Here is a 24146-nt window from a genome sequence, read left to right on the forward strand (position 1 = left end):
TCACACCTCCGGGTACAGGCGGCCGGGGTTGAGGATGCCGCGCGGATCAAAGGCCCCCTTGAGTTGTCGATGTAGCTGCAGCAATGGTGGCGCCAGGGGGTGGAAAGGCTCGACGCCACCGCCATGACCGCGGAATACGGTGGCGTGGCCGCCCTGGCCCTGGGTGGCCTGGCGGATGGCGTCGGCCGGGCCCTCGGAGCGGAACCAGCGCAGGGCGCCGCCCCAGTCCAGCAGACAGTCCTCCGGTACCAGATCTGCCGGCACCCCCGGGGGCAGGCTCAGACGCCACAGGGGCGCGCCAGAGCCTTGGAAGAACGGGTGGGTGTGCTCGCGGATTCCCTCCCAGAAGGCCTCCGCCCCCTCCATGACGTCACCGCCGATCACGCGTGCGGCCTCTTCCACCCCTTGGCGAGCGCCACAGAGGCGAACATGGAGGGTGTCGTCCACATGGCAGGCAGCGGAGAGGGGCAATGGACGCCCGCCCCAGGTGAGCAGGGAGTCCAGGGCCCGGGCGGCGCTGGCCGGCTGGGTCACGGTGACGCTATGGGCGGGCCGGGGCAGCACCTTGACGGAGATCTCCAGCAGCACGCCCAGGGTGCCCAGGCTACCCGCCATCACCCGGGAGACATCGTAACCGGCCACATTCTTCATCACCTGCCCGCCAAAATGCAGGACCTCGCCCAGGCCGTTGATCATGCGCACGCCCAGCACGGCATCCCGCACAGCCCCGGCATAGGGCCGACGCGGCCCGGACAACCCGCTGGCCACCGTACCCCCCAGGGTGGCCTCCGGGCCGAAGGCGGGTGGTTCGAAGGGCAGCATCTGGCCATTGGCCTGCAGGAGTTGCTGGATCTCGCTCAGGGGCGTGCCGGCACGGGCGGTGATGACCAGTTCGGTGGGCTCGTAATCGATGATGCCACGATGCGGCGTCAGATCCAGAGGATCTCCAGAGGCGGATCGTCCGTAGAAGGATTTGGTCATGCCGCCCTGGATCTCCAGGGGGCGCCCCTGTTGGGCTGCGTCGGCAATGATCTCACTGAGGGTTTGCGTCAGATCCTGATCAGTCATGGGCTCCCCTGGGCGGTGGGCTTGGGTGCGGTGGGAAAACTGTTCAACACCCATTGCGGGTGGATTTGCAGGATGCTGAGCTTGGCGTGGGGCATCTGCTTCCCGTAGGCGGCGCCGGTATCCAGATAATAGATGTTCTCTCGACGCATGGCTTCTTCAATGGGGGTGTGCCCCACCACCAGCAGTGCCAGACCCTCGATGGGGGGAATGGCCTCGTCCTTGAGCACCCGGCCGATGCGTTTGCGGGACCAGGTGGCATATTCACGGACTCGCTGATCTCGTTCCAGTTGTTCCAGAAAGTCCACCCAGCTCAGTTGCGGCGGGATATCGGCGTGAACAACGCCCACCTGGCCGGGTTCCGTGTCTGCCTCCAGGGCGAAGGGGAGGGCGCGTAGCCGTCGACGGAATCGGTCCTGGGTGATGGGGTCCACGTCCATCCACCATTCGCCGCCATTGAGTGTCACCCAGCTGCTGGCCAGGTCCCGGTCGATCTCGGACTCCAGAAGCAGGCGTTCGTGGTTGCCTTGCACGGCGAAGAACCAGGGCTGTTCAAGAAATTCCAGTGCCCGGTGGGATTCGGGGCCTCGGTCGATCAGATCCCCCACCGAGATCATCCGGTCCCGGTCGCGATCGAACCCCAGTTGATCCATCGCCCCTTCCAGGGTAGAGAACATTCCGTGCAGGTCTCCCACCACGAAATCCCGCCCCCCGGTGTTCCTTTCCAGCCGCTTGAACGCACTTCCCATGCCGTCAGGCCCCTGATTCTGTATGGCTTTGCCCCGCTCTGACCAGGGGTGGCCGTGAACGGGGGTGCGGGGTATGATCATCGACCGAGCCGGGGGGCTTTGCCAAGCATTTTCATGTCGCTCAACTTCACGCACAGCACACTGCCCTGTTTTCTTGACTTTGAGGCCTCGTCTCTCACTCAGGACAGTTATCCCGTCCAGGTGGCCTGGTCCGATGGGGCGGGGCACCTGGAGTGCTGGCTGATCCGGCCCGCTCCCGAGTGGACCGACTGGTGCGACCAGGCCGAGGAGATGCATGGCATCAGTCAGCACCTCATTGAGGAGCGCGGCTGTGACATCACCTGGCTCTGTCAACGCATGAACCGCGCCCTGGCGGGCAAGGTGGTCTTCACCGACGGGGTTCACCTGGATCGCTTCTGGTTGCGACGACTGTTCGTGGCCGGCAGTTTCATGCCCCGTTTTCGTCTTGGGGACGTGTACCAACTGCTGGAGCCCCGCCTGCCGGCCCCCGAATACCGTTTGCCGGATCTGCTGCCGGGCCTGATGGCACAGGCCCGGCGGGACACCCCCGGTTTTGCCCATCAGGCTGACAGCGATGTGCGCTATCTGCTGAATCTCTGGCGGCTGGTGCGCAAGCATCATCCCGCAGTGTCCCAGCCGGATCCGGCACGGCGCGTCCTTACCCGTGTGCCGGCCAACAGCCCCGGCGCCCACACCCCGCCCGCTGAATCAGCGCCGGGCACGCCGGCGCTGCAGCGCCACGATCCCTCCCAGGAGTAACAGGGCGGGGAGGTAGAACCACTCCGGCGCGGGTCGGTCTGCCGGTACCATCACCTCGGTCACGTTCCACCCGGATTCCAGTCCCATGCGATCGGCCGGGCTGCCGAAGGAAACGAAGCTGATGCTCACCTGATCCCCCAGGGTCATCAACCCCAGGCCGGCATGGGTCAGTCGTTCCTCGCCAGGGCCGGGATCCCCCATGGGCAGCATCACCACCCGTTCCACCTCCCGGCCCTCCATGTCCATACCCTCCACGGCAAAGCGCAATTGCCCGCCCCGGGGCGCCGCCTCGGCCACTTCCTGGATCTCTCCAGGGGGGAGGCGATCATATCGGGGCTCGATGCGGTCCATGAGCAGGTTGGGGGCGAACAGTACCAGGGCAATGCCCAGCAACAGGATGGACTCGTGAATCCGGTTGCGGGTGAATAGCCAGCCCTGGGTGGCGGCGGCAAAGACCAGGATGCCCACCAGCGCCCCGAAGACTGTGAGCAGCAACTGCCAGAGACTGTTCACGCCAATGAGCAGTAGCTGGGTGTTGAAGACGAACAGGAATGGCAGGGTCACCGTGCGCAGGCTGTAGATGAAGGCCTGCATACCGGTGCGGATCGGGTCGGCCCGGGAGACGGCGGCTGCCGCAAAGGAGGCCAGGCCCACCGGCGGCGTCACATCGGCCATGATGCCGAAATAGAACACGAACAGATGTGCGGCGATTAGCGGGATCAGCAGGCCATGCTGTGAGCCCAGTTCCACGATCACTGGTGCCATGAGCGTGGCCACGATGATGTAGTTGGCAGTGGTGGGCAGGCCCAGTCCCAGCACCAGACAGATCAGGCCGGTGAGCATGAGCATCAGCAGCAGGTTGCCGCCGGAGAGAAATCCCACCATATCGGTCATGGCCAAGCCGATGCCGGTCATGGCCACGGTGCCCACGATGATCCCGGCCGCAGCCGTGGCCACGCCGATCCCCACCATGTTGCGGGCCCCCTGAACCAGGCCGTTGGCCAGTTCATGGCCGCCCCGTAGCAGGGCGCGGGTGACCTGTCGGGCGGCCGGGTCATCCGGCGGCACATCGTTGGCAAACGCCCCTTGGCCCCGAAACAGCACGATCAAGGGCCGCTGGGTGAGCATGATGAAGACCATGAAGGCCACGGCCCAGAAGGCCGAGAGTCCCGGCGAGAGGCGCTCCACCACCAGGCACCAGACCAGGACCACCACCGGCAGCAGGAAGTGCAGGCCGCCCTGGATGGTGGATCGGGGATCGGGCAATTCCAGGTGGTCATCGTCCACCATCTGGACGGCCGGGGCGCGGCAGGCCGTCCACAGCAGACTAAGGTAGGCGGCCAGGACCAGCATGCCGATGATGTAGGGGGAGGCGTCGCCGCTCACGGCCTTGATCCAGCCCAGGCCGTAATACGTGGCCCCGGCCAGTACGAACAGCCCGGAGAGGGTCAGCCCCCAGGCGATGAGGCGCCCGGTGACCGTGGTGGCCACCCGCCGGGGCAGGCCTTCCATGCCGGCCTTGAGGGCCTCGAGATGGACAATGTAGAACAGGGCGATATAGGCGATCACCGCCGGCAGGAAGGCATGCCGGATCACCTCCACATAGGAGATGCCCACATATTCCACCATGAGAAAGGCGGCGGCGCCCATCACTGGTGGCATCAACTGACCGTTCACGGAACTGCTCACCTCCACCGCCCCGGCCTTGTAGGCCGGAAACCCCACCCGTTTCATCAGCGGGATGGTGAAGGTGCCGGTGGTGACCACGTTGGCGATGGACGAACCGGACACCATGCCGGTCATCCCCGAGGCCACTACTGCTGCCTTGGCAGGCCCGCCGCGCAGGTGCCCCAGGAGCGAGAAGGCCACCCGGATGAAATACCCGCCGGCGCCCGCCTTCTCCAGGAGGGCACCGAACAGCACGAACAGGAAGACAAAGCTGGTGGATACCCCCAGGGCGATCCCGAACACCCCCTCATTGGACAGCCACTGCTGCGACATGGCCCGTGCAAAAGAGGCCCCCCGATGGGCGATCAGATCCGGCATCCAGGGCCCGGCAAAGGTGTACACCAGAAAGATCACGGCGATCACCATCAATGCTGGCCCCAGCACCCGCCGCGTGGCCTCCAGCAACAGGGCCATGCCGATGCCGGCAATGATCAGGTCGGTCATTGTCGGTGCCCCTGGCCGTTGGGCCAGTGCCTCATGGAACAGGAACAGATACCCGGCACACAGAGCTGCCAGCAGGGCCAGCAGCCAGTCCACGGCTGGCACCCGATCCAGCGTGGCCGGCCGCAGCAATGGCCACGCCGCCAGCAGCACCGCCGCACCCACGGTGGCAAACACCCCCGCCCGGGGCATCTCCTGCCAGACCTGATACCCGGCCAGCGCCCAGAGCCCCAACCCCACCAGAATGAAGAAATACCCCGCCAGCGGCCGCGTGCGTGCCATGGGGTTGACGGCGGGAAAGGCCAGGAAGGCCAGCAGCACGGCAAAGGCCAGATGGATGGACCGGGCCTTGGTCTCGGAGACGATGAACAGGTCAACCCAGTAGGGCAGGGGAGAGGCAATCCAGATCTGGAACAGCGACCAGGCCAGCGCCACCCCATAAATCAACCGCCGCGCCGCCACCCCCGGCTCCCGCGCCCCGGTCTCCACCTGCCCAGCCAGCATGCCCTGATGATCCGTCTGCATTCCGTCAACGCCTTTCTGATCAGCCCAGTGGAAGAGGAGAGAGGTTAGTCCCTCTCCCGCTGGCGGGAGAGGGGTTGGGGTGAGGGTGGGAGCGGAGGGCACCACGCATCATCCTGCCCCCCGCTGCCCCTCATCCCCGCCGGTCCAAAACCTCCCAAATCTGTCTGAGCACACACTCCGTCTCTAACAGGATCTCATGATTCCAAAAGCGCAGCACCTCAAACCCCCGTTGCTCGAGAAACGCCGAACGCTCGGAGTCCCGCAAACAACGATCCGCATGCTGTCCGCCGTCAGCCTCAATGATCAATCCTGCCTCGATGCAGACGAAGTCCACAATATAGGGGCCGATCACCTTCTGGCGCCTGAATTTAAGGCCCCACATTCGACGTCCCCTCAGGTGGTACCAGAGAAGATTTTCTGCGTCGGTGCTTTGTTGACGGAGTTCTTTGGCGTGCCTGTAAAGGCGGCTTTTGTCCATTGAGTGACATTCCTTGTCATCAGTATTAGATCCAGCAAACGAAAACCCCATTGATTGCGCATCCTGCCCACCATCGCCCCTCATCCCCAGCCCTTCTCCCCCGAGGGGAGAAGGGAGCTTTGGCCCCTCTCCCGCTGGCGGGAGAGGGGTTGGGGTGAGGGTGGGAGCGGGGGGCACCATGCATCATCCTGCCCCCCGCCGCCCCTCATCCCCAGCCCTTCTCCCCCCGAGGGGAGAAGGGAGCTTTGGCCCCTCTCCCGCTGGCGGGAGAGGGGTTGGGGTGAGGGTGGGAGCGGGGGGCACCATGCATCATCCTGCCCCCCGCCGCCCCTCATCCCCAGCCCTTCTCCCCCGAGGGGAGAAGGGAGCTTTGGCCCCTCTCCCGCTGGCGGGAGAGGGGTTGGGGTGAGGGTGGGAGCGGAGGGCACCACGCATCATCCTGCCCCCCGCCGCTCCTTATCCCCAGCCCTTCTCCCCTCGGGGGAGAGGGGAGATTACACTCCCTGCAAGGCACAACAGCCCATGAGGCCCTACTCCCTCACCGACGCAGCGCCCCACCGGCCACCTTGTCGATCACTCCATTGACGAACTTGTGGCCCTGGTCTGCACCATATTTCTTCGCCAGCGCCACTGCCTCATTGATGGCCACGCGGGTGGGCACATCCGGGCAATGATGCAACTCGAACGTGGCCAGGCGCAGGATGGAGCGCTCCACTGGATCCACCTGGGCCACCGGGCGGTCCAGAAAAGGGGCAATCAGCTCGTCCACCGACTCCACATTCTCCGTGACCCCCAAAAGCAGGTGACGGAAATGCTCCCAGTCTGCCCGCTCGGTTTCCGGGTCCTCCTCATACTCGGCCAGGATGTCCTTGGGGTGGTAATCGGTGAGCTGCCATTGGTACAGCGCCTGCATCGCCAGGCGGCGAGCGTGGCGGCGGGCGTGGGTGAGGCGCCGGTGTTGCAGGGCATCGGAATTCATGCGCGCAGGGACCGGATCAGGCTGATCATCTCCAGGGCGCTCATGGCCGCATCGGCGCCCTTGTTGCCTGCCTTGGTCCCGGCCCGCTCGATGGCCTGTTCAATGGTGTCGGTGGTGAGCACGCCGAAGCTGATGGGCAGGCCATGCTCCAGCTGGATCTGGGCCAGGCCCTTGGCGGCCTCGCCGGCCACATAGTCGAAATGCGGCGTGGAGCCGCGGATCACGCAGCCCAGGGCGATCACGGCATCGTAGTGGCCGGACTGGGCCATCACCTTCACCGCCAGGGGCAGTTCGTAGGCGCCGGGTACACGCACCACGGTGAGGTTCTCATCCGGCACGCCATGGCGACTCAGGGTGTCCTGAGCGCCTTCCAGCAGGCGCTCGACAATGAAGGAGTTGAAGCGGGACAGCACCAGGCCGATCCGTGCCTCGGAGGTGGCGGTAAAGGTGCCTTCGATGGTTTGCAGGTTTGCAGTCATGACTGGGGTATTCCGTTAGCGTTCGTTGACGTATTCCACCACCTCGAGCCCGAAACCGCCGAGCCCGTGGAAGCGTTTGGGGGCCGAAAGCAGGCGCATCCGGCTCACGCCCAAGTCCTTGAGGATCTGGGCGCCGATGCCATGGGTGCGCAGTTCGGCGGGTTCGTGGTCGTCCTGTCCGGATGATTGAGCCGGGCCATCGCCCAGGGCCATCTCCCGCAGACGGCGGACCCTCTCGCGATTGTTCACGGGTTTGTGGATGATCACCGCCACGCCACTGCCTTCCTGGGCAATGCGTTCCAGGGCGCCGCGCAGCGGCCAGCCGCAGCCCTCGCCCCGGTAGGCCAGGGTATCGCACAGGCTGCCGCCCAGGTGTACCCGCACCAGGGTGTCGTGATCGCCCCCCACGTCGCCTTTGACCATGGCATAGTGCAACCCCTTGTCCAGGGCATCCTCGTAGGCCACCAGGCGAAAATCACCGAATTCGGTGGGGAAGGGGCATTCCGCCACCCGCTCCACGCTGCGCTCATTCTCGATGCGGTAGCGGATGAGGTGTTCAATGGTCCCCATCTTCAGGCCATGTTCCTCGGCAAAGCGCTCCAGATCCGGGCGGCGGGCCATGGAGCCGTCTTCGTTAAGGATCTCGACGATTACCGCCGCCGGCTCCAGGCCGGCCAGACGCGCCAGGTCGCAACCGGCCTCAGTGTGGCCGGCGCGCACCAGCACGCCGCCCGGCTGCGCCATGAGCGGGAAGATGTGGCCCGGCTGGACCAGGTCCTGGGGGGTGGCATCCGGCGCCACGGCGGTGCGCACGGTATGGGCTCGGTCATAGGCGGAGATGCCCGTGGTCACCCCCTCGGCGGCCTCGATGGAGACCGTGAAGTTGGTGCCATGCTTGTCATTGGTGTCCCCCACCATCAGCGGCAGGCGCAACTGGCGGCAGCGTTCCCGGGTGAGGGTCAGGCAGATCAGGCCACGGCCAAAGCGGGCCATGAAGTTGATGTCCTCCGGGCGCACCCGGGAGGCCACCATGAGCAGATCGCCCTCGTTTTCGCGATCCTCGTCGTCGACGATGATCACCATTCGCCCCTGGCGCAGGTCTTCGATGATGTCTTCGGTGCTATTGAATGCCATGTTCAGCCGGTGTTCGAATCCAGGGGTGATCGGGCCATGCGGCCCGAGGGGGGTGGGATGGTTACATTTGCTGGCGGCGTTCGGCCACAAAACCCAGAATCAGGAAGGCCCCGGCCACGGTGGGCGCAAGCCAGAGGGTATCCACCATCATCAGCCCCTGAGCCACCCAGGGGGCCAGGAAAACCGCGATGGCACCAAAGCCGAACGCGCACATCAATACAAACACGATCAGACGCAACACCAGTGGATAGGGGCGCACCGCGGCCTTGACCGCGCGCAGGATGTCCTGGCCATACACCACCAGTAGCGTGGCCACCAGTGCCAGGGCAATCTGCCCGATATAACCACGCAGCCAGGTGCCGGCCTGCATTAAGATGTCGTTGATCCAGTCCATCACGGTTCCGATTGAAAATACGCCGATGTGATAGGCGTCTTATTTCAGAAAGCCATGCTCGGCCAGGAACGCCTCGCTGATGCCTTGTTGGGAGTGAGCGGCCTTATCTCCCAGCAACAGGCGTTCCAGGTAGCGGGCAATGATATCCACTTCAATGTTCACACGGGTACCCACACGATAGCCATGGATGATGGTCTCCTGCTGGGTGTGGGGCACGATGTTCACGGTGAACACGGCACCGTCCACGGTATTCACCGTCAGGCTCACCCCGTCGATGCAGACGGAACCCTTGGGGGCGATGTAGCGGGCCAGATCATCCGGCACGCGCACATGATAACGCCAGGAGCGCGCCTCCTGCTCCACGGCCGTCACCTCGCCCAGACCGTCCACGTGACCGCTCACCAAATGCCCGCCCAGGCGCGTGGTGGGCGTGAGGGCCTTTTCCAGGTTGACCGGGTCGCCAATGCCCAGCGCCCCCAGGGAGGTCTTGGACAGGGTCTCCCGGGACACATCGGCCACAAAACCGTCGCCGGGCAGGGCCACCGCCGTCAGGCACACCCCGTTCACGGCGATGCTATCGCCCAGTTGCACATCGCTCAGGTCCAGCTTGCCAGTGCGCAGAGTCAGGCGGCTGTCACCGCCCCGGTCTTCTGTGGCACCCAGGGTGCCCACGGACTGGATGATACCTGTAAACATGGAAGGGGTCTCCGGGTGATCTTCAGGGCCTGATTCTCATCGAGCCCCTCTCCCCCGCGGGGAGAGGGGTTGGGGTGAGGGGAGAGGGGTGGCACAGTGCCTGCCTCATCCCCCTCATCCCCGACCCTTCTCCCCCGAGGGGAGAAGGGAGCTTCTATAGCTGAACCTGAGCTCTTTCGCGTTAAGATACAGGATTATCCATCCAGGGATCACGTCGCTGAAGGGCGCGCCGTCACCCGCCAGTCCCGGCCCACCGGGCGGATCTCCCGGATTTCCAGGGGAATGCGGTCGGCCATGTGCTGGATGGGCAGGTCCAACAGGCCCCGTGCATCGCCGCCCATGAGATGGGGCGCCAGATAGACAACCAACTCGTCCACATACCCCGCCTGCATCAGGGCCCCCGACAGCCGCGGGCCCGCCTCCACATGCACCTCGTTGACCTCCAGCGCTGCCAGCGCCGTGAGCACGGTGGTCAGATCCAGATGGCCATGGGCCTCGCGCACGCCCTGTACCCGGGCCCCGGTAGCGGCCAGACGCGCCTGGAGTGCCTCCACGTGGTGCTCGGCGGTGAACACCTGCACCGGGGCCTCATCCTGGAACAAGCGTGCCCGGGGAAACAGCTGGCCCTGACGATCCAGCACCACCCGCAGCGGCTGGTTCACGCTCCCCGCCACCCCAAGGTCGGCGGCGCTGATGCGCCGGTTGAGCCGGGGGTCATCGGCCAGCACCGTACCCATGCCGGTGAGCAGGGCGGAGGCCCGTGCCCTCAGGCGTTGCACATCCTGGCGTGCAGCCTCGCCGGTGATCCACCGGCTCTCGCCGGAGGCCATGGCGGTGCGCCCATCCAGGCTGGCAGCCAGTTTCACGCGCACCCAGGGGCGCCGGCGCTGCATGCGACTGATGAAACCCGGGTTAAGGTCATGGGCGGCCTCGGCCATCAGGCCATGGGCGATGCTCACCCCCGAGCGGCGCAGGCGCTCCAGCCCCTGGCCGGACACCAGGGGGTTGGGGTCTTCCATGGCCACCACCACCCGGCTCACACCGGCCGTCAGCAGGGCATCCACGCAGGGTGGGGTGCGCCCATGGTGATTGCAGGGTTCCAGGGTGACGTAGACCGTGCTGTCCCGCGCCTGCTCGCCGGCCGCACGCAGCGCCCGGACCTCGGCATGGGCCTCCCCCGCACGGGCATGGTAGCCCTCACCGACCACTTGTCTGCCGCGCACCACCACGCAGCCCACCCGCGGGTTGGGGTCGGTGGTGTACAGGCCCATGGCCGCCAACTGCAGGGCTCGGGCCATGAAGCGGTGATCGTCAGGGGTGAAGTCGTTCATGGGAGGGCTTGGGGAGAGGGGAGGGAGGATTCAATCCTGGTTGCCCTGGGGGTCCTTTTCCAGGCGTTCGACGACCTCGCGAAAGGCCTGTACATCGGCAAAACTCAGGTACACCGAGGCAAAACGGATATAGGCCACCTGATCCAGACCCTGCAGCTCCTCCATCACCCATTCGCCAATGCGCCGGGCCGGGAGTTCCCGCTCCCCTTGGCTCATGGCCTTGTGCTTGATGCGGGCCAGGGCGGCCTCGACCCGATCCGTGGGCACGGGGCGTTTTTCCAGTGCATGCATCACACCGGCGCGCAGCTTACCCTCGTTGAAGGGCTCGCGCCCCCCATCGCGCTTGACCACCCGGGGCAGGTTCAACTCCGCCCCTTCAAAGGTGGTGAAGCGGTCACCGCAGGCCGCGCATTCCCGGCGGCGGCGCACCTGCTCGCCCTCGCCGGCCAGCCGTGAATCCACCACCCGAGTATCCGGGGCACCGCAGTAGGGACACTTCATCAGGTTGCAACCTCCTCGCCCCTCACCCCAACCCCTCTCCCCCGGGGGGGAGAGGGGCTCGTTACGTATCTTTCACGTGAAAGAACCAACTCACCTACCGACACTCCCCTCTCCCCCGGGGGGGAGAGGGGCTCGTTACGTATCTTTCACGTGAAAGAACCAACTCACCTACCGACACTCCCCTCTCCCCCGGGGGGAGAGGGGCTCGTTACGTATCTTTCACATGAAAGAACCAACTCACCTACCGATACTCCCTTCTCCCCTTGGGGGAGAAGGGCTGGGGATGAGGGGGTTGAGGCAGGCACTATGCCAGCCCTTGCCCCTCACCCCAACCCCTCTCCCACGGGGGAGAGGGGCTTGTGATGCATGAGCCTTAGCTGGCATACACCGGCAGGCGCTTGCACACATCCAGCACCTTGGCCTTGACCTGCTCGATGACCGCCTCGTTGTTCAGGTCGTCCAGCACGTCGCAGATCCAGCCGGCCAGCTCACGGGATTCCTTCTCGCCAAACCCACGGGTGGTGATGGCGGGGGTGCCGATGCGCAGACCACTGGTCACGAACGGGGACTGGGGATCGTTGGGCACGGCGTTCTTGTTCACGGTAATGTTGGCATGGCCCAGGGCGGCGTCCGCCTCCTTGCCCGTGATGCCCTTGTCGATCAGGTCCACCAGGAACAGATGGTTGTCGGTGCCGCCGGAGACCACCTTGTAGCCGCGCTTGATCATCTCGTCGGCCATGGCGCGGGCGTTCTCGACCACCTGTTGCTGGTAGGCCTTGAAGTCCGGCTCCAGGGCCTCCTTGAAGGCCACGGCCTTGCCGGCGATGGCATGCATCAGCGGGCCACCCTGAGTGCCGGGGAAGACCAGGGAGTTGAGCTTCTTCTCGATCTCCGGGTTGCTCTTGGCCAGGATGATGCCGCCGCGCGGGCCGCGCAGGGTCTTGTGGGTGGTGGAGGTGGTCACATCGGCGATCTGTACCGGGCTGGGGTAAACACCCCCGGCCACCAGGCCAGCCACGTGCGCCATGTCCACCAGCAGGTAGGCACCCACCTTGTCGGCGATATCGCGGAAGCGCTGCCAGTCCACCACGCGGGAGTAGGCGGAGAAGCCGGCCACGACCATCTTGGGCTTATGCTCCAGGGCCAGGCGCTCCACCTCGTCGTAATCGATGTAACCCTGATCATCGATGCCGTAGGTGATGGCGTTGTAGATCTTGCCCGAGAAGTTCACCTTGGCGCCGTGGGTCAGGTGGCCGCCATGGGCCAGGCTCATGCCCAGTACGGTGTCACCCGGGTTCAGCAGCGCCATGTAGACGGCGGCATTGGCCTGAGAGCCGGAGTGGGGCTGCACGTTGGCGTAGTCGGCGCCGAAGAGTTGCTTGGCGCGATCGATGGCCAGCGTCTCGGCCACATCGACGTACTCGCAGCCGCCGTAGTAACGTTTGCCTGGGTAGCCCTCGGCATACTTGTTGGTGAGCACGGAACCCTGTGCTTCCAGAATGCGCGGGCTGGCGTAGTTTTCGGAGGCGATCAGTTCGATGTGCTCTTCCTGACGGCGTGATTCGGACTGGATGGCCTGCCACAGCTCATCGTCGTACCCGGCGATACTCATGTGGATGGAAAACATTGCGAACTCCCCGCAAAAGCGGATTGATTAGACTTCGGAAAAAGGCTTGAATGTTAACGGATTTAGGCGCCAGAAGCACGTAAAACCCTGAAAACAGTCACAACCTGGCCCTCACCCACTGGAGGATGAACCATGCACAAACGGTTGATGAAGAAAGGCTTTACCCTGCTCCTGGCAGGCCTCTCCGCCACCTGGGTCAGCACTTCGGTGATGGCGGATCAGCGCTTCCTCACCATCGGTACAGCGGGGGTGACGGGGGTGTATTACCCCACGGGTCAGCGCATCTGTCAGCTGGTGAATCAGGGTCGATCAGAGCATGGCATCCGCTGCAATGCGGAGAGTACTGGCGGCTCGGTGTTCAACCTGAATTCCATCCGCGCAGGGGAGATGGATCTGGGTGTGGTGCAGTCCGATTGGCAGCATCATGCCTACCAGGGGTCCGACCGTTTCGCCAACGCCGGGCCAGACGATCGCCTCCGGGCCGTGATGTCGCTTCACCCCGAGCCATTCACGGTGGTGGTGCGCCACGACAGTGATATTCAGCACTTTGAAGACATCAAGGGCAAGCGGGTGAATGTGGGCAACCCGGGGTCGGGCCAGCGCGGCACGGTGGAGCGCCTGATGGACGCCTACGGCTGGACCATGGACGACTTCTCCCTCACCTCGGAACTGCCCTCACGCGAGCAGGGCCAGGCCTTGTGCGACAACCGCATCGACGTGGTGCTGTTCACCGTGGGCCACCCGTCCTCAGCCATCCAGGAACCCATTGCCACCTGCGATGCCCGCTTGGTGCCGGTAAGCGGCCAGGTGGTGGATGATCTGATCCAGCAGACGCCATACTACTTCAGCGCTACAATCCCGGCGGGCATGTATCCCGGCCAGGATGAGGATGTGGACACCTTTGGGGTGGGCGCCACCCTGGTATCTTCCACGACGACATCGGAGGAGGCGGTCTACGCCCTGGTCAAGGCCGTGTTCGACAATTTCGAGACCTTCAAGGGCATGCACCCGGCCTTTGGGGTGCTGGAGAAGGAGAGCATGGTGAAGCAGGGGCTGTCGGCGCCGTTGCATGAGGGGGCCAAGCGGTATTATCGGGAGGCAGGGCTGCTGGAGGAGTGAATGCCCTCCGTACCCTCACCCCAACCCCTCTCCCGCCAGCGGGAGAGGGGCTCAAGTGCACAAAAAGCTCCCGCCAGCAGGTGAGGGGCTCAAGTTCACAAAAAGCTCCCGCCAGTGGGTGAGGGGCTTCAAGCGCCTTCACCGTGAAAGAATTCAACCTCATCCACCGCCACTTCACCCGCCCCAGCACATCCGCTGACACCCTCCTGGGCGTCGGGGACGATGCCGCCCTCATCCAGCTCCCGGCCAACCAGACTCTTGCCGTCTGTGTGGATACCCTCGTGGCCGACGTGCACTTCCCCAAGGACACGCACCCCCGCGACATCGGCCACAAGGCCCTGGCGGTCAACCTCAGCGACCTGGCCGCCATGGCGGCCACGCCGCGCTGGGCCACCCTGGCACTCACCCTACCCGAACACGACGACACCTGGCTTACAGCCTTCGCCGATGGCTTCCACACCCTGGCCCAGGAGCATGGCGTTGATCTGATCGGCGGCGACACCACCCGCGGCCCACTGACCATCACCGTCCAGGTCATGGGCTACGTGCCACCCGGCCAGGCCCTGCGCCGTAATGGCGCCCAGCCCGGCGACCACATCCTGGTCACCGGCACCCTGGGCGACGCCGCCCTGGCCCTGGAGCAGTGGGACGATGACCAACCCGACCCCACCCTCAGGGCCCGACTCACCCGGCCCACCCCCCGCATCGCCGCCGGACACATCCTGCGCAGCCGCGCCCGCGCCGGTATCGACATCTCCGATGGCCTCGTCCAGGATCTGGGGCATATCCTCAAGGCATCGGGCCTGGGCGCCACCCTTCAGGCCGGCGCACTGCCGCTCTCCGAGGCCTTCCGTCATGCCATGGGGGATAGCACGAATTGGCAATACCCCCTGGCCGGCGGTGACGACTACGAACTGCTGTTCACCCTGGGGGAGGCGGATGTGGACCCCATCCGTGAACAACTGGCAGGGCAGGGCAGCCCGGCCACCGTCATTGGCCGCATCGAAGCCGAACCCGGCCTGCGGGTGTTGGGCCCCGATGGCGCATCCCTCACCCTCGAACAGGGTGGTTACTCCCATTTCGGCAACTGAACAAAAAGGGGTCTGTCCCCATTTCATAAAGCCCCTCTCCCCTCCGGGGAGAGGGGTTGGGGTGAGGGGCGAGCGCTGGCACAGTGCCTATCCCACCCCCCCCTCATCCCCGGCCCTTCTCCCCCGAGGGGGAGAAGGGAGTCTCTGTAGCTTAACCCTGGCCACACCATGCCCAAAAAATCCACACAAACACCCCTGGCCCGCCAGATCCTCCGTGATCCAGTGCACTTCCTTGCCTTCGGCTTCGGCAGCGGCCTCTCCCCCAAGGCCCCCGGCACGGCTGGCACGGTGGCCGCCATCCCCCTCTTCCTGCTCCTGCAAGGGCTCCCCCTGTGGAGCTACCTGCTGATCACCGCGCTGGTGGTGGCGGTGGGCATCTGGCTCTGCGGCGAGAGTTCCCGGCGCCTGGGCGTACATGATCATCCGGGCATTGTCTGGGACGAGATTGCCGGTTTTCTCATCACCCTGATCGCCGCCCCGGCGGGGTGGATCTGGATCATCGTGGGGTTTGCCCTGTTCCGCCTGTTCGACATCCTCAAGCCCTGGCCCATCGGCTGGCTGGATAAACACCTGGAAGGCGGCATCGGCATCATGCTCGATGATGTGCTGGCGGGTATTTATGCGCTGATCGTGTTGCAGGCCCTGGCGTGGTGGCTGATCTGAGTCGACTCCCGCGTATAAGGTGGTGGCCCCTGTGGGAGCGGCCCTCGGCCGCGAATGGCCTTTCGAAAAAGACTCCGATGTGTCCGGACCTCGGGGGGAGCGGGTTCCTGTAAGCGGGCTTCAGCCGCAGGAAGCGGCTGCAGAGCCTACATGGATGTATTCACGGCGTCCCGCTGGAAGGAACCCGCTCCCCCCGAGGTCCACTACGATCTCTGGCTGGGGCGGCGGCTGAGGGTTCAGCCATTCGCGGCCAAGGGCCGCTCCCACGGGGGGCAGGGGGGACGTCGATGCCGATCTCGCCAGCCAATCCCACTGGGGCCAGCGGGCGGTGGGCAGGAGTGCGCGGGGGCGTGGCAGGCTATACTTTCCTCATGAGAGCTTACTTTTCCTGTTCCGCTCGGGTCACCCTGTTGACGGGCCTGCTGCTCCTGTTGGCATCGCCGGGCGCGGCTGCCCTGGACATCCAGGTGCTGGGCGTGTTCGGTCAGCAGGCGGTGATGGAGTTCGACGGCGAACGGCGGGTGCTGCGGGTGGGGGAGGTGAGCCCCGAGGGGGTGACGCTGCGGGCGGCGGATAGTCGCAGCGGGACCGTGACCGTGGAGGTGAACGGGCGAACCACACAGATCGGGATTGGTGGGGGGCGTGCGGGTGGCACTTTCCAGGCGCGGTCATCGGCGTCGGCGCGGATTTATCCCAATTCGCGAGGAGCTTTGACCACTGCCGGGGCGGTGAATGGTCATGCACTGACCTTCCTGGTGGATACGGGGGCCTCAGCGGTGGTGCTCAATGCCTCCGAGGCCCGGCGCTTGGGCGTGGATTATGCGCGCGGCACGCTCACGCCGGTGCAGACGGCATCGGGGACGGAGTTTGCCTACCGGGTCACACTGGATCGTGTGCGGGTGGGGGGGATTGAGCAGCGCAATGTGCCGGCGCTGGTGCTCCAGGGGAGGGAGCCGCCCATGGCCCTGTTGGGGATGAGTTTCCTGGGGCGGGTGGAAATGCGCAATGAAGGGAGTGCGTTGGTGCTGGAGGGGCGATACTGAGACCTCTCACTGAGACCTCTCACTGAGACCCCTCACCCCAACCCCTCTCCCCGGCGGGGAGAGGGGCTTATTCTCCGACATCAAGCTGTCTGCGCCTGTCCCCACCATCCTGCCAACCGCTCATGAATCGCCAGCAGCGCCGGAATCAGCACCAGTACCAGTACCGTTGCAAAGGCCAGGCCGAAGACGATGGATACTGCCATGGGGATCAGGAACTGGGCCTGCACCGAGCGCTCGAACAATAGCGGCATCAGACCGGCGATGGTGGTGAACGAAGTGAGTACCACGGCGCGCAGGCGCTGGCAGGAGGCCTCGATGATGGCCTCATCCTGTGCCAGGCCTTCGCCCCGCAGTGACTGGTAGAAACTTACCAGGATGATGGAGTTGTTCACCACAATGCCGGTGAGGCCGAACAGACCGAACAGGGAGAGGATGGTCAACTCCATGCCCAGCACCCAGTGACCCACCAGGGCCCCCAGCAGGCCAAAGGGGATGATGGCCATGACCACCAGGGGCCAGCCATAGGAGCCGAACACCCAGGCCAGGGTGAGGTAGATCAGGGCCAGGGCGAAGATCAGGCCGGTGCGCATGTCCCCCAGGGTTTCTGCCTGGTCGGCGGCGCGCCCTTCAAAGGACCACTCCACGGCGTAACGCTGGGTGAGTTCCGGCAGCACCTCATCGGCCAGTTGTTCACGGATGCGCCCGGCATTGTTCACCGAACGGTCCACCTCGGCGGAGACGGCAATCGCCAGCCGGGTCTCGGCCCGGCGCAGAGTCTCGAAGCCCTGGCGGGGGCGAAGGTCTGCCACGGTGTCCAGCGGCGCCATGCCCCCGTCGGGCAGAATGACCGCGAAACGATCCAGGGTGACCGTGTGATGCCGCTCATCGTCGGGGAGTAGCACCCGCACCTCGATCTCTTCCAGGCCCTCCTGGTAGATCTGGGCCAGATGGCCATCGAACGCTGCCCTGAGCTGTTGGCCGAGGGATTCAGTGGTCAGCCCCAGGGACAGGCCCTCCGGCGTGAGCCGATAGATGAGCTGTTCGCGCCCGAAGGGCATGTTGTCCTCCACTGCAAACACGCCCGGGAAGTCATTGAGGGTTTCTGCCAGATCCAGCCCGGCCGCCTTGACCTGTTCGGGGTCTTCCCCGGTCAGGCGCACATCCACGTCCCGCCCCGGCGGCCCGGATTGACGCTCAGTGATGCTGAACAGTTCCATGCCTGCCGGCTCACGGACGCGGGATTGCCATTCCTGGATGAACTGGGTGTTGCGAACCTGGCGTTGATCCGGTGAGACAAGTTCCACGATGATGGAGCCGAACTGGTCACCGGAGGGCGCCTGTTCACCACCGCCGCCCCCGACCCCCTGGCCGGCGCGAACGACCACGTTGCGCACCAGATCATCGCCCAGGGCCTCTTCTGCGGCGTAGAGTTCTTCTTCCATATGATTGAGGAAATCATCCACCCGTTGTGGTGGAGTGCCTGCCACGAAGTGGGCTGAGGCGTTGATCACCGTGCCCTCCGGGGACGGGAAGAAGGTGAACCCCAGCCGTCCGCCCGCCAATAAGCCCACGGCCAGGATGAGCACCGCCACACCGCCGGCCAGGGTGAGGCCTGCGTTGTTCACCGAGCCGGTGACAACACGCCGGAACGGGCCTTGCCGAAAGTCCTCGAAACGGCGGTCAAAGCCCGCCCGGAGGGATCCAGGGCGCGGTGGCTGGACCTTCTCCAGGCTGTTCTTCAGGTGAAAGGGGAGCACCAGGAAGCTGATCAGCAGCGTGGCCAGGATCACGCAGATCACCACCAACGGGATATCGAACAGGATATTGCCGATGATGCCGCCGATGAGCATCAGTGGCAGGAAGGCGGCCACGGTGGTCAGTGAGGCGGAGATCACCGGGGCCAGCATGCGCCGCGCCCCATGTTCGGCGGCCTCGGCGGACTTCATGCCTCGCTGGTACTGGGTGTAGGCATGTTCGCTGACCACGATGGCGTTGTCGACGATGATCCCCAGGGACATGATGAAACCGAACAGGGAGATCATGTTGATGCTGCCGCCCAGGGCCCACAGGGCCAGGAAGGCGGCAGTAAAGGAGACGGGGATGCTCAGGGCCACCCGCAGTGCCAGGCGACCATTGAGGAACAGGAACAGGATGCCCAGTACCAGCAGCAGACCACCGGCACCATTCTTGAGCAGCAGCCCGATGCGTTCCACCAGGGGCTCGTAAAACTGATCATAGATATGGATGTCCACGTCCGGCGGCAGGGTGTGTTCCACTGAGTCAAGCCAGTCCAGCAGCAATCCGGAGGCCTCCAGGGCATCGTCGTTCTCCGTGCGTTGCAGAGCCAGTTCCACGGCGGGTTGGCCCTGGTAGCGGACGAAGGTCTGGTTGTCCCGGGGGCGGCGCTCGATCTCGGCTACGTCACCCAGCAGGATCAGTCCGCCCTCTGCCTCGGAACGCAATGGCAACTGCGCGAAATCCATGGCCTCGCGACCCTGGTCCAGGCTGCGCAGTTGCCGGGCCGTGTCGTCGCGACCCACCATGCCCGCAGGCAGGTCCTGGGAGAGATCGTCCACGCGCTCGCCGATCTGATTCAGGGACATGCCCAGGTCCAGCATTTGCGCCGTGGGTACCTGGATGGCCATCTGCTCTTCGGGCAGACCGGTGAATTCGATGCGGGCGATGCCCGCATCCAGTAACTGGCGTTCCAGATCCCGCACCAGCGGGCGCAGTTCTCGCAGGTCGTCCGGGCCGGTGATCAGCAGTCGGGCGATGGGCTCATAGCGGATCACCCGGGTGACCACCGGGGTTTCGGCAGCCTCGGGCAGGTTGCGCTGCTGGGCCACCCGATCCTTGACCTGGTCGGTGGCCAGGGTCATGTCGGTGCCCGATTCGAATTCCAGGGAAATGCTGGCCACCCCCAGGGAGGAGGTGGAGGTGAGGTTGCGCAGACCGTCCACGGTGCGCAGTTCCTGTTCCAGCGGGATGGTGATGCCTTGTTGCACATCCTCGGCGCTGGCACCGGTCCAGGTGACCTGAACGGTGACGAAGTCCAGGGCAAAGGTGGGGAAGAACTGGGTGTTGAGCTTGAGCAGCGCCCAGGATCCGGATAGCAGCATCAGGACCACCAGCAGATTGGCGGCCACGGGATGGCTCAGGAAGAAACCGATCACACCTCGGGAACGGGTCATGGATCATTCGCCTTCGGGGCTGACACGGAGCCCGTCCATGGCATTGGGCAGGCGGGTGACGATGATCCGATCTCCGCTGGACAGCTCGGGGCTGGTGACCAGCACCTGTTCATCACCCGAGGGGGCGGTCCACTCGCCGAGGCGTTCCACGCCGATACGGCGCATGCGCCCCTCTTCCAGTCGGTAGATGCGGTCCAGGCCGTACAGGGCTTCGAAAGGCAGTGCGATCACGTCCGTTTGTTTGGGCAGGGAAACGCGCACGGTCATGAAGCGGCCCAGGGGGATCTCTCTGGCCCGGGAGTCGACCCGGAAGATGCCTTCCACGCCGGCCCCTCCTGTGGGGCTTTCGCCGGCCAGTCGTGTGAGGGTGAGGGGGACTTCCAGACCATCCACATGTCCGGTGGCCTCTGGTGTGCTCTGCTCATCGAGGGCCGCCCGTACGCGGGGCATGTAGGTGGCAGGTATGGGGGCGCGCACTTCCAGTGCCTCCAGGTCATACAGGGCGACAAGGGCATCCCCTACGCGCACCCGGTCTCCTGGTGCCACCTGCACTTGCGAGATGCGGGCGTCGAAGGGCGCCGTGATGTGGCTGCGCTCCAGATCCAGTTGTGCCTGTTCCAGCAGTGCCTCGGCGCGGTGCACGCGGGCCTGGATCTGCTCCCGCTGGGTCTCGAAGTCGTCCACGGCCAGTCGGCGGTTGGCCAAGGCCAGGGCCTGTTGCTCCAGGGCCCGCCGGGCATCGTCCACGGCGGTGGGGGAGCCCACGTTGCGTCGTTCCAGGTTCTGGGCCCGTTCCAGAGCGCGTTGGGCCAGTTGCAGGAGGGTCTGTTCTCGTTCCAGGGCTTCCTGATCCCGGACATGGCTGCGCTCCTGAGCGCGCAATTGGGCCCGCAGTTCATCCAGATCGGCCTGTCGCTGGTCCACCAGCAGGTCCAGTTCGCGCGTATCCAGTTCCACCAGGGTATCGCCTGCCTTGACCCGTCGTCCTTCCTCGGCAGGCACCTGATCCACATCGGCTTCCACCGCGGCCCTGAGGCTGGCGGCCCGGGGGGAGGTGACGTGACCATACAGGGTGAGTTGAGGCGAGAGGGTTTGCAGTTCCACCTGCTGTACGTCTACCCGCCATGACCGCTCGCCCACCTCGCGAGGCGGCTGTTCCGGGCGGGTGATCATGAGCAGGATGAAGCCCAGGATGCCCAGGGCGATGAGGATCAGGGGCAGGAAGCGGCGAACCGGTCGGGAGAGATTCATTGGAGGTGCGGAAATCCTTGTTGGCGTGCGACTGGATTCGGCGGGGCCGCGATGGGTTTGGATTCATTCTACTAATGGAGTTGATGACAAGGCCAAGGAAAAGATCAAAATCTAGCGCCCCAGCGGCAGGAAGACCGGCATGCCGTCCACTTCGCCAGTGGCCAGGGGTTGGCCGTACAACTTTTCCAGCGCCTTTGGCATCAGCATGTCCCGGGTGGTTCCCCAGCAGGCCTCACCGGTAGGGTACATGAGCAGCAGGTGGTCACAATAGCGGGCGGCCAGGTTCACATCATGCATGGTGAGGATGGCCCCACGCCCCTGGGTGATCATCCCGCGGACGATGTCCAGCACTTCCACCTGATGGTGCAGGTCCAGGTGGTTGGTGGGCTCATCCAGCAGAAACACCTGAGGGTCCTGGGTGAGTGCCGTGGCGATGGCCAGCCGCTGGCGCTCGCCGCCGGAGAGCGTGGCGATGGGGCGTTCTTCCATGCCGGTGAGGTCTACCCGGGCGAGGGCGTCCTGGGCGGCGGCGTAGTCCTCGGCGGATTCCAGTTCCCAGGCGCGCAAATAAGGGTGTCGGCCGATAAGGGCGGTCTCCAGCACCGAGGCCGGGAAGCCGTCCTGGCGATCCTGAAAGACCATCCCCAGATGCCGGGCGATCTGGCGCCGAGGCAGTTGATGGATGAACCTTCCCTTCAGACGCAGGCTCCCGCGCCGCGCCGGGCGCAGTCCGGCCAGGGTATGCAGCAGGGTGCTCTTGCCCACCCCGTTGGGGCCCAGCACACCCCAGCATTCGCCGGCGCGCACCCCCAGGTTGAGGGGCGCACCGTCGGCGCGGCCGGGGATGTCCACGACGAGGTCGACCAGTTCCAGTAGGGGGGGGAGGGGCTCCATCATCACCTGCTCCTGTGCAACAGATACAGAAACACCGGCACGCCCAGCATCGCCGTGATCACCCCCACCGGCAACTGCTGCGGGGCGATCATGGTGCGTGCCAGGGTGTCCGCCAGGGTGAGCAGGATGCCCCCCGTCAGGGCCGAGGCCGGCAGGATGATGCGCTGGTCATTGCCCAGCACCAGGCGGAGCATGTGAGGCACCACCAGGCCCACAAAGCCGATGCTGCCCGCCACCGTCACCGCAGTCGCCGTCACCAGGGCGGCAACAATGTAGATGGTCCACTCCAGTGGCCGCACCGCCACCCCCAGGGCCGCCGCCTGCATGGGCCCGCGGGCCAGTACATTGAGACTGCGCCCCAGGGGCATGGCGGCCAGTACCACGATCACCAGCACCGTCCAGGCGGGCCAGATGCTACGGGCATGGGAGAGATCCCCCATCAACCAGTACAGCATGCCGGGCAGCTCCTCCGTAGGGCTGACCGCCAGCATGAAGCTGATGAAGGCGCCCCAGCCGGCGGCCACCACCACGCCGGTGAGCAGCAGGCGTGTGGGTGTCCAGCTGCCGGTGCCATGGGCCAGGCCAAAGACGATCAGGGTGGAGATCATGGCACCGATAAAGGCCGACCCCGAGACCATCAGCGTACCCAGGCCGGCGAGCATGGCGAGCAGGGCCCCCACCGCCGCCCCGCCTGAGAGACCCAGCACATAGGGGTCGGCCAGGGGGTTGCGCAGCAGGACCTGCATCAGGGCTCCGGCCACCGCCAGCAGTCCGCCGGTGGCAAAGGCCGCCAGGGTGCGCGGCAGGCGCAATTCCAGGATCAGCGTCTGGTGCAGGGGCTCGCCGCCGCCGGTAAGCACCGCCAGGGTCTGGGCGGGGGTGAGCGGCACGCTGCCCACCGCCACGGCCATGATCACGGCGACCAGCGAGCCTCCCAGCAGGATGGCCAGGATGAGCGCAAGGCGTGTCACTCATCGCCCTCCGGGCGACGTTCACGGGCGGTTTCCAGGAAATCACAGATCATTCGGGTACCTTCCAGGATGCGCGGCGTGGGGCGCTGGATCAGGGAGGGGGGGATGAAGAAGAGGTTGTCTCGCTGCACGGCGGTCATGTCGGACCAGCGACGCCAGTCTTCCACCCATTGTGGGTTGTCCTCGCCCATGCCGCCGCCGATGATGGCCTCGGGGTCGGCGGCCAGGATGACCTCGCGATTCAGGCGCGGGACCAGGGTATCCAGATGGCCAAAGATGTTCTCGCCGCCGCAGAGGTGGATGGCTTGTGAGATGAGGTGTTCCTCATTGAGGGTCATCAGCGGGCGATCCCACACCTGATAGAAGACGGTGACGGGCGGTTGTTGGCCATAGCGGTCTTCGAGTTCTGCCAGGGTGTGGCGGACCTGGGTTTCTGCTTCCTCGCCGCCCGTCACGTGACCGCTGAGGCGTCCCAGGCGTGCCAGGCCCGAGGCGAGTTGTTCGAAGGTTTGTGGGTTGCTGAAGTAGAGGGGGTAGCCCAGGGCTTCCAGGCGTTCCAGTTGCGCCCGCACATTGCCGCTCTCCCAGGCCACCACCAGGTCCGGTTCCAGGGCCAGGATGGATTCCAGGTCCAGTTGTTTGTAGCTCCCCACCCGGGGGATGTCTTCGGCGGCTTGTGGGTAATCACTGTAGTTCACCGTGCCGACGATCTGATCCCCGGCGCCCACGGCAAACAGGTTTTCCGTGATATGCGGGGCCAGGCTGATGATGCGCCTGGCCGGTGCCTCCAGGTGCACCTCCCGGCCTTTGTCATCGGTGACCGTCACGGGCCCCGCATCAGCGTTTGTGGTTGCTGGAGCGCTTATAAGAAGGGCGCAAATGGCGGCTATCTGTGCCCATTTGCGGGGAAATGGCGGGGTATGGCTTGTGTGGTGGGGGCGTCTCATGGTGTTGGGGTCGGGCGCTTGAAAGGAAGGCATCATAACAGCGATGCGGTTGCTGGCCACCTGCAGGAC

22 protein-coding genes are annotated in these 24146 nt (G+C 65.2%); 5 read left to right on the forward strand and 17 right to left on the reverse strand.

Going from position 1 to position 24146, the window contains the following annotated elements; all coding sequences use genetic code 11:
- Together glcE and BMY52_RS00865 are read right to left on the reverse strand one after the other, a co-directional pair.
- Complete coding sequence (glcE, locus tag BMY52_RS00860) at positions 1-1068, reverse strand: glycolate oxidase subunit GlcE (RefSeq protein ID WP_090249683.1); 1068 nt, start codon at positions 1066-1068, stop codon at positions 1-3.
- Complete coding sequence (locus tag BMY52_RS00865) at positions 1065-1814, reverse strand: metallophosphoesterase (RefSeq protein WP_090250479.1); 750 nt, start codon at positions 1812-1814, stop codon at positions 1065-1067. Before BMY52_RS00865 ends, glcE begins: the two co-directional genes overlap by 4 nt.
- Positions 1815-1928: 114 nt before the next feature.
- Here BMY52_RS00865 and BMY52_RS00870 point away from each other — a divergent pair, with 114 nt between their 5' ends.
- On the forward strand, positions 1929-2594 hold the full coding sequence (locus BMY52_RS00870) for a 3'-5' exonuclease family protein (RefSeq protein ID WP_177169788.1): 666 nt from the start codon (positions 1929-1931) through the stop codon (positions 2592-2594).
- Here the strand turns inward: BMY52_RS00870 and BMY52_RS00875 are convergent.
- The 10 genes from BMY52_RS00875 to glyA all read right to left on the reverse strand — a co-directional run bounded on the left by BMY52_RS00875 (position 2544) and on the right by glyA (position 12907).
- Positions 2544-5288, reverse strand: coding sequence for a TRAP transporter permease (locus BMY52_RS00875; RefSeq protein WP_090249686.1), 2745 nt, complete (start codon positions 5286-5288; stop codon positions 2544-2546). The genes BMY52_RS00870 and BMY52_RS00875 overlap by 51 nt on opposite strands.
- A gap of 130 nt (positions 5289-5418) precedes the next feature.
- The gene (locus BMY52_RS00880; protein WP_090249689.1) at positions 5419-5766 is read right to left on the reverse strand and encodes an endonuclease domain-containing protein; all 348 of its coding nucleotides are present in this window, start codon (positions 5764-5766) and stop codon (positions 5419-5421) included.
- A 538-nt stretch (positions 5767-6304) separates the two neighbouring features.
- Positions 6305-6745: a transcription antitermination factor NusB gene (gene nusB, locus BMY52_RS00885; RefSeq protein ID WP_090249691.1), complete on the reverse strand. Its 441-nt coding sequence runs from the start codon at positions 6743-6745 to the stop codon at positions 6305-6307.
- The gene (gene ribH, locus BMY52_RS00890) at positions 6742-7224 is read right to left on the reverse strand and encodes a 6,7-dimethyl-8-ribityllumazine synthase (RefSeq protein WP_090249694.1); all 483 of its coding nucleotides are present in this window, start codon (positions 7222-7224) and stop codon (positions 6742-6744) included. Before ribH ends, nusB begins: the two co-directional genes overlap by 4 nt.
- A 15-nt stretch (positions 7225-7239) precedes the next feature.
- Positions 7240-8358 carry a bifunctional 3,4-dihydroxy-2-butanone-4-phosphate synthase/GTP cyclohydrolase II gene (gene ribBA, locus BMY52_RS00895; protein WP_090249696.1) on the reverse strand — a complete coding sequence of 373 codons (1119 nt, stop codon included), beginning with the start codon at positions 8356-8358 and terminating at the stop codon, positions 7240-7242.
- Between the two features lie 61 nt (positions 8359-8419).
- Positions 8420-8752, reverse strand: a complete 333-nt coding sequence (locus BMY52_RS00900; RefSeq protein ID WP_238628006.1) for a DUF3392 domain-containing protein — start codon at positions 8750-8752, stop codon at positions 8420-8422.
- A 39-nt stretch (positions 8753-8791) separates the two neighbouring features.
- Positions 8792-9448: a riboflavin synthase gene (locus tag BMY52_RS00905; RefSeq protein WP_090249701.1), complete on the reverse strand. Its 657-nt coding sequence runs from the start codon at positions 9446-9448 to the stop codon at positions 8792-8794.
- Positions 9449-9657: 209 nt separating this feature from the next.
- A complete protein-coding gene (gene ribD / locus BMY52_RS00910; RefSeq protein WP_245740472.1) occupies positions 9658-10779 on the reverse strand; it encodes a bifunctional diaminohydroxyphosphoribosylaminopyrimidine deaminase/5-amino-6-(5-phosphoribosylamino)uracil reductase RibD in 1122 nt (373 codons plus the stop codon).
- A 30-nt stretch (positions 10780-10809) separates the two neighbouring features.
- A complete protein-coding gene (gene nrdR / locus BMY52_RS00915) occupies positions 10810-11280 on the reverse strand; it encodes a transcriptional regulator NrdR (RefSeq protein ID WP_090249704.1) in 471 nt (156 codons plus the stop codon).
- A gap of 373 nt (positions 11281-11653) precedes the next feature.
- Entirely contained in the window at positions 11654-12907 is a 1254-nt protein-coding gene (gene glyA / locus BMY52_RS00920) for a serine hydroxymethyltransferase (RefSeq protein WP_090249706.1), read from the reverse strand.
- 147 nt (positions 12908-13054) lie between these two features.
- Between glyA and BMY52_RS00925 the strand changes: the two genes are divergently transcribed.
- The 4 genes from BMY52_RS00925 (at position 13055) to BMY52_RS00940 (ending at position 16823) form a co-directional block, all read left to right on the forward strand.
- Positions 13055-14026: a TAXI family TRAP transporter solute-binding subunit gene (locus BMY52_RS00925; protein ID WP_245740510.1), complete on the forward strand. Its 972-nt coding sequence runs from the start codon at positions 13055-13057 to the stop codon at positions 14024-14026.
- A 143-nt stretch (positions 14027-14169) separates the two neighbouring features.
- Positions 14170-15117, forward strand: a complete 948-nt coding sequence (gene thiL / locus BMY52_RS00930; RefSeq protein WP_090249711.1) for a thiamine-phosphate kinase — start codon at positions 14170-14172, stop codon at positions 15115-15117.
- A gap of 168 nt (positions 15118-15285) precedes the next feature.
- Positions 15286-15780 (forward strand): phosphatidylglycerophosphatase A family protein, encoded by a 495-nt coding sequence (locus tag BMY52_RS00935; RefSeq protein WP_090249714.1) that lies wholly within the window; start codon positions 15286-15288, stop codon positions 15778-15780.
- Positions 15781-16151: 371 nt separating this feature from the next.
- Positions 16152-16823 (forward strand): retropepsin-like aspartic protease family protein, encoded by a 672-nt coding sequence (locus BMY52_RS00940; RefSeq protein WP_090249717.1) that lies wholly within the window; start codon positions 16152-16154, stop codon positions 16821-16823.
- A gap of 80 nt (positions 16824-16903) precedes the next feature.
- Here BMY52_RS00940 and BMY52_RS00945 read toward each other — a convergent pair whose 3' ends face one another.
- The 5 genes from BMY52_RS00945 to BMY52_RS00965 form a co-directional block, all read right to left on the reverse strand.
- Positions 16904-20014, reverse strand: coding sequence for an efflux RND transporter permease subunit (locus tag BMY52_RS00945; protein WP_090249719.1), 3111 nt, complete (start codon positions 20012-20014; stop codon positions 16904-16906).
- A 3-nt stretch (positions 20015-20017) separates the two neighbouring features.
- Positions 20018-21265: an efflux RND transporter periplasmic adaptor subunit gene (locus BMY52_RS00950; protein WP_090249721.1), complete on the reverse strand. Its 1248-nt coding sequence runs from the start codon at positions 21263-21265 to the stop codon at positions 20018-20020.
- Between the two features lie 111 nt (positions 21266-21376).
- The gene (locus BMY52_RS00955) at positions 21377-22162 is read right to left on the reverse strand and encodes an ABC transporter ATP-binding protein (protein WP_090249723.1); all 786 of its coding nucleotides are present in this window, start codon (positions 22160-22162) and stop codon (positions 21377-21379) included.
- A complete protein-coding gene (locus BMY52_RS00960) occupies positions 22162-23130 on the reverse strand; it encodes a FecCD family ABC transporter permease (RefSeq protein ID WP_281244055.1) in 969 nt (322 codons plus the stop codon). Before BMY52_RS00960 ends, BMY52_RS00955 begins: the two co-directional genes overlap by 1 nt.
- The gene (locus tag BMY52_RS00965; protein WP_090250487.1) at positions 23127-24077 is read right to left on the reverse strand and encodes a cobalamin-binding protein; all 951 of its coding nucleotides are present in this window, start codon (positions 24075-24077) and stop codon (positions 23127-23129) included. The genes BMY52_RS00960 and BMY52_RS00965 overlap by 4 nt, the downstream gene beginning before the upstream one ends.
- Positions 24078-24146: the final 69 nt, after the last annotated feature.

It is taken from the genome of Ectothiorhodospira marina (genome assembly GCF_900109495.1).
GTDB classification, from domain to species: domain Bacteria; phylum Pseudomonadota; class Gammaproteobacteria; order Ectothiorhodospirales; family Ectothiorhodospiraceae; genus Ectothiorhodospira; species Ectothiorhodospira marina.

Excerpts from the sequence above, each read along its gene's own strand:
- glcE (WP_090249683.1), bottom strand. The coding sequence starts at position 1,068 with ATGACTGATCAGGATCTGACGCAAACCCTCAGTGAGATCATTGCCGAC.
- BMY52_RS00865 (WP_090250479.1), bottom strand. The coding sequence starts at position 1,814 with ATGGGAAGTGCGTTCAAGCGGCTGGAAAGGAACACCGGGGGGCGGGAT.
- BMY52_RS00870 (WP_177169788.1), top strand. The coding sequence starts at position 1,929 with ATGTCGCTCAACTTCACGCACAGCACACTGCCCTGTTTTCTTGACTTT.
- BMY52_RS00875 (WP_090249686.1), bottom strand. The coding sequence starts at position 5,288 with ATGCAGACGGATCATCAGGGCATGCTGGCTGGGCAGGTGGAGACCGGG.
- BMY52_RS00880 (WP_090249689.1), bottom strand. The coding sequence starts at position 5,766 with ATGGACAAAAGCCGCCTTTACAGGCACGCCAAAGAACTCCGTCAACAA.
- nusB (WP_090249691.1), bottom strand. The coding sequence starts at position 6,745 with ATGAATTCCGATGCCCTGCAACACCGGCGCCTCACCCACGCCCGCCGC.
- ribH (WP_090249694.1), bottom strand. The coding sequence starts at position 7,224 with ATGACTGCAAACCTGCAAACCATCGAAGGCACCTTTACCGCCACCTCC.
- ribBA (WP_090249696.1), bottom strand. The coding sequence starts at position 8,358 with ATGGCATTCAATAGCACCGAAGACATCATCGAAGACCTGCGCCAGGGG.
- BMY52_RS00900 (WP_238628006.1), bottom strand. The coding sequence starts at position 8,752 with ATGGACTGGATCAACGACATCTTAATGCAGGCCGGCACCTGGCTGCGT.
- BMY52_RS00905 (WP_090249701.1), bottom strand. The coding sequence starts at position 9,448 with ATGTTTACAGGTATCATCCAGTCCGTGGGCACCCTGGGTGCCACAGAA.
- ribD (WP_245740472.1), bottom strand. The coding sequence starts at position 10,779 with ATGAACGACTTCACCCCTGACGATCACCGCTTCATGGCCCGAGCCCTG.
- nrdR (WP_090249704.1), bottom strand. The coding sequence starts at position 11,280 with ATGAAGTGTCCCTACTGCGGTGCCCCGGATACTCGGGTGGTGGATTCA.
- glyA (WP_090249706.1), bottom strand. The coding sequence starts at position 12,907 with ATGTTTTCCATCCACATGAGTATCGCCGGGTACGACGATGAGCTGTGG.
- BMY52_RS00925 (WP_245740510.1), top strand. The coding sequence starts at position 13,055 with ATGAAGAAAGGCTTTACCCTGCTCCTGGCAGGCCTCTCCGCCACCTGG.
- BMY52_RS00935 (WP_090249714.1), top strand. The coding sequence starts at position 15,286 with ATGCCCAAAAAATCCACACAAACACCCCTGGCCCGCCAGATCCTCCGT.
- BMY52_RS00940 (WP_090249717.1), top strand. The coding sequence starts at position 16,152 with ATGAGAGCTTACTTTTCCTGTTCCGCTCGGGTCACCCTGTTGACGGGC.
- BMY52_RS00945 (WP_090249719.1), bottom strand. The coding sequence starts at position 20,014 with ATGACCCGTTCCCGAGGTGTGATCGGTTTCTTCCTGAGCCATCCCGTG.
- BMY52_RS00950 (WP_090249721.1), bottom strand. The coding sequence starts at position 21,265 with ATGAATCTCTCCCGACCGGTTCGCCGCTTCCTGCCCCTGATCCTCATC.
- BMY52_RS00955 (WP_090249723.1), bottom strand. The coding sequence starts at position 22,162 with ATGATGGAGCCCCTCCCCCCCCTACTGGAACTGGTCGACCTCGTCGTG.
- BMY52_RS00965 (WP_090250487.1), bottom strand. The coding sequence starts at position 24,077 with ATGAGACGCCCCCACCACACAAGCCATACCCCGCCATTTCCCCGCAAA.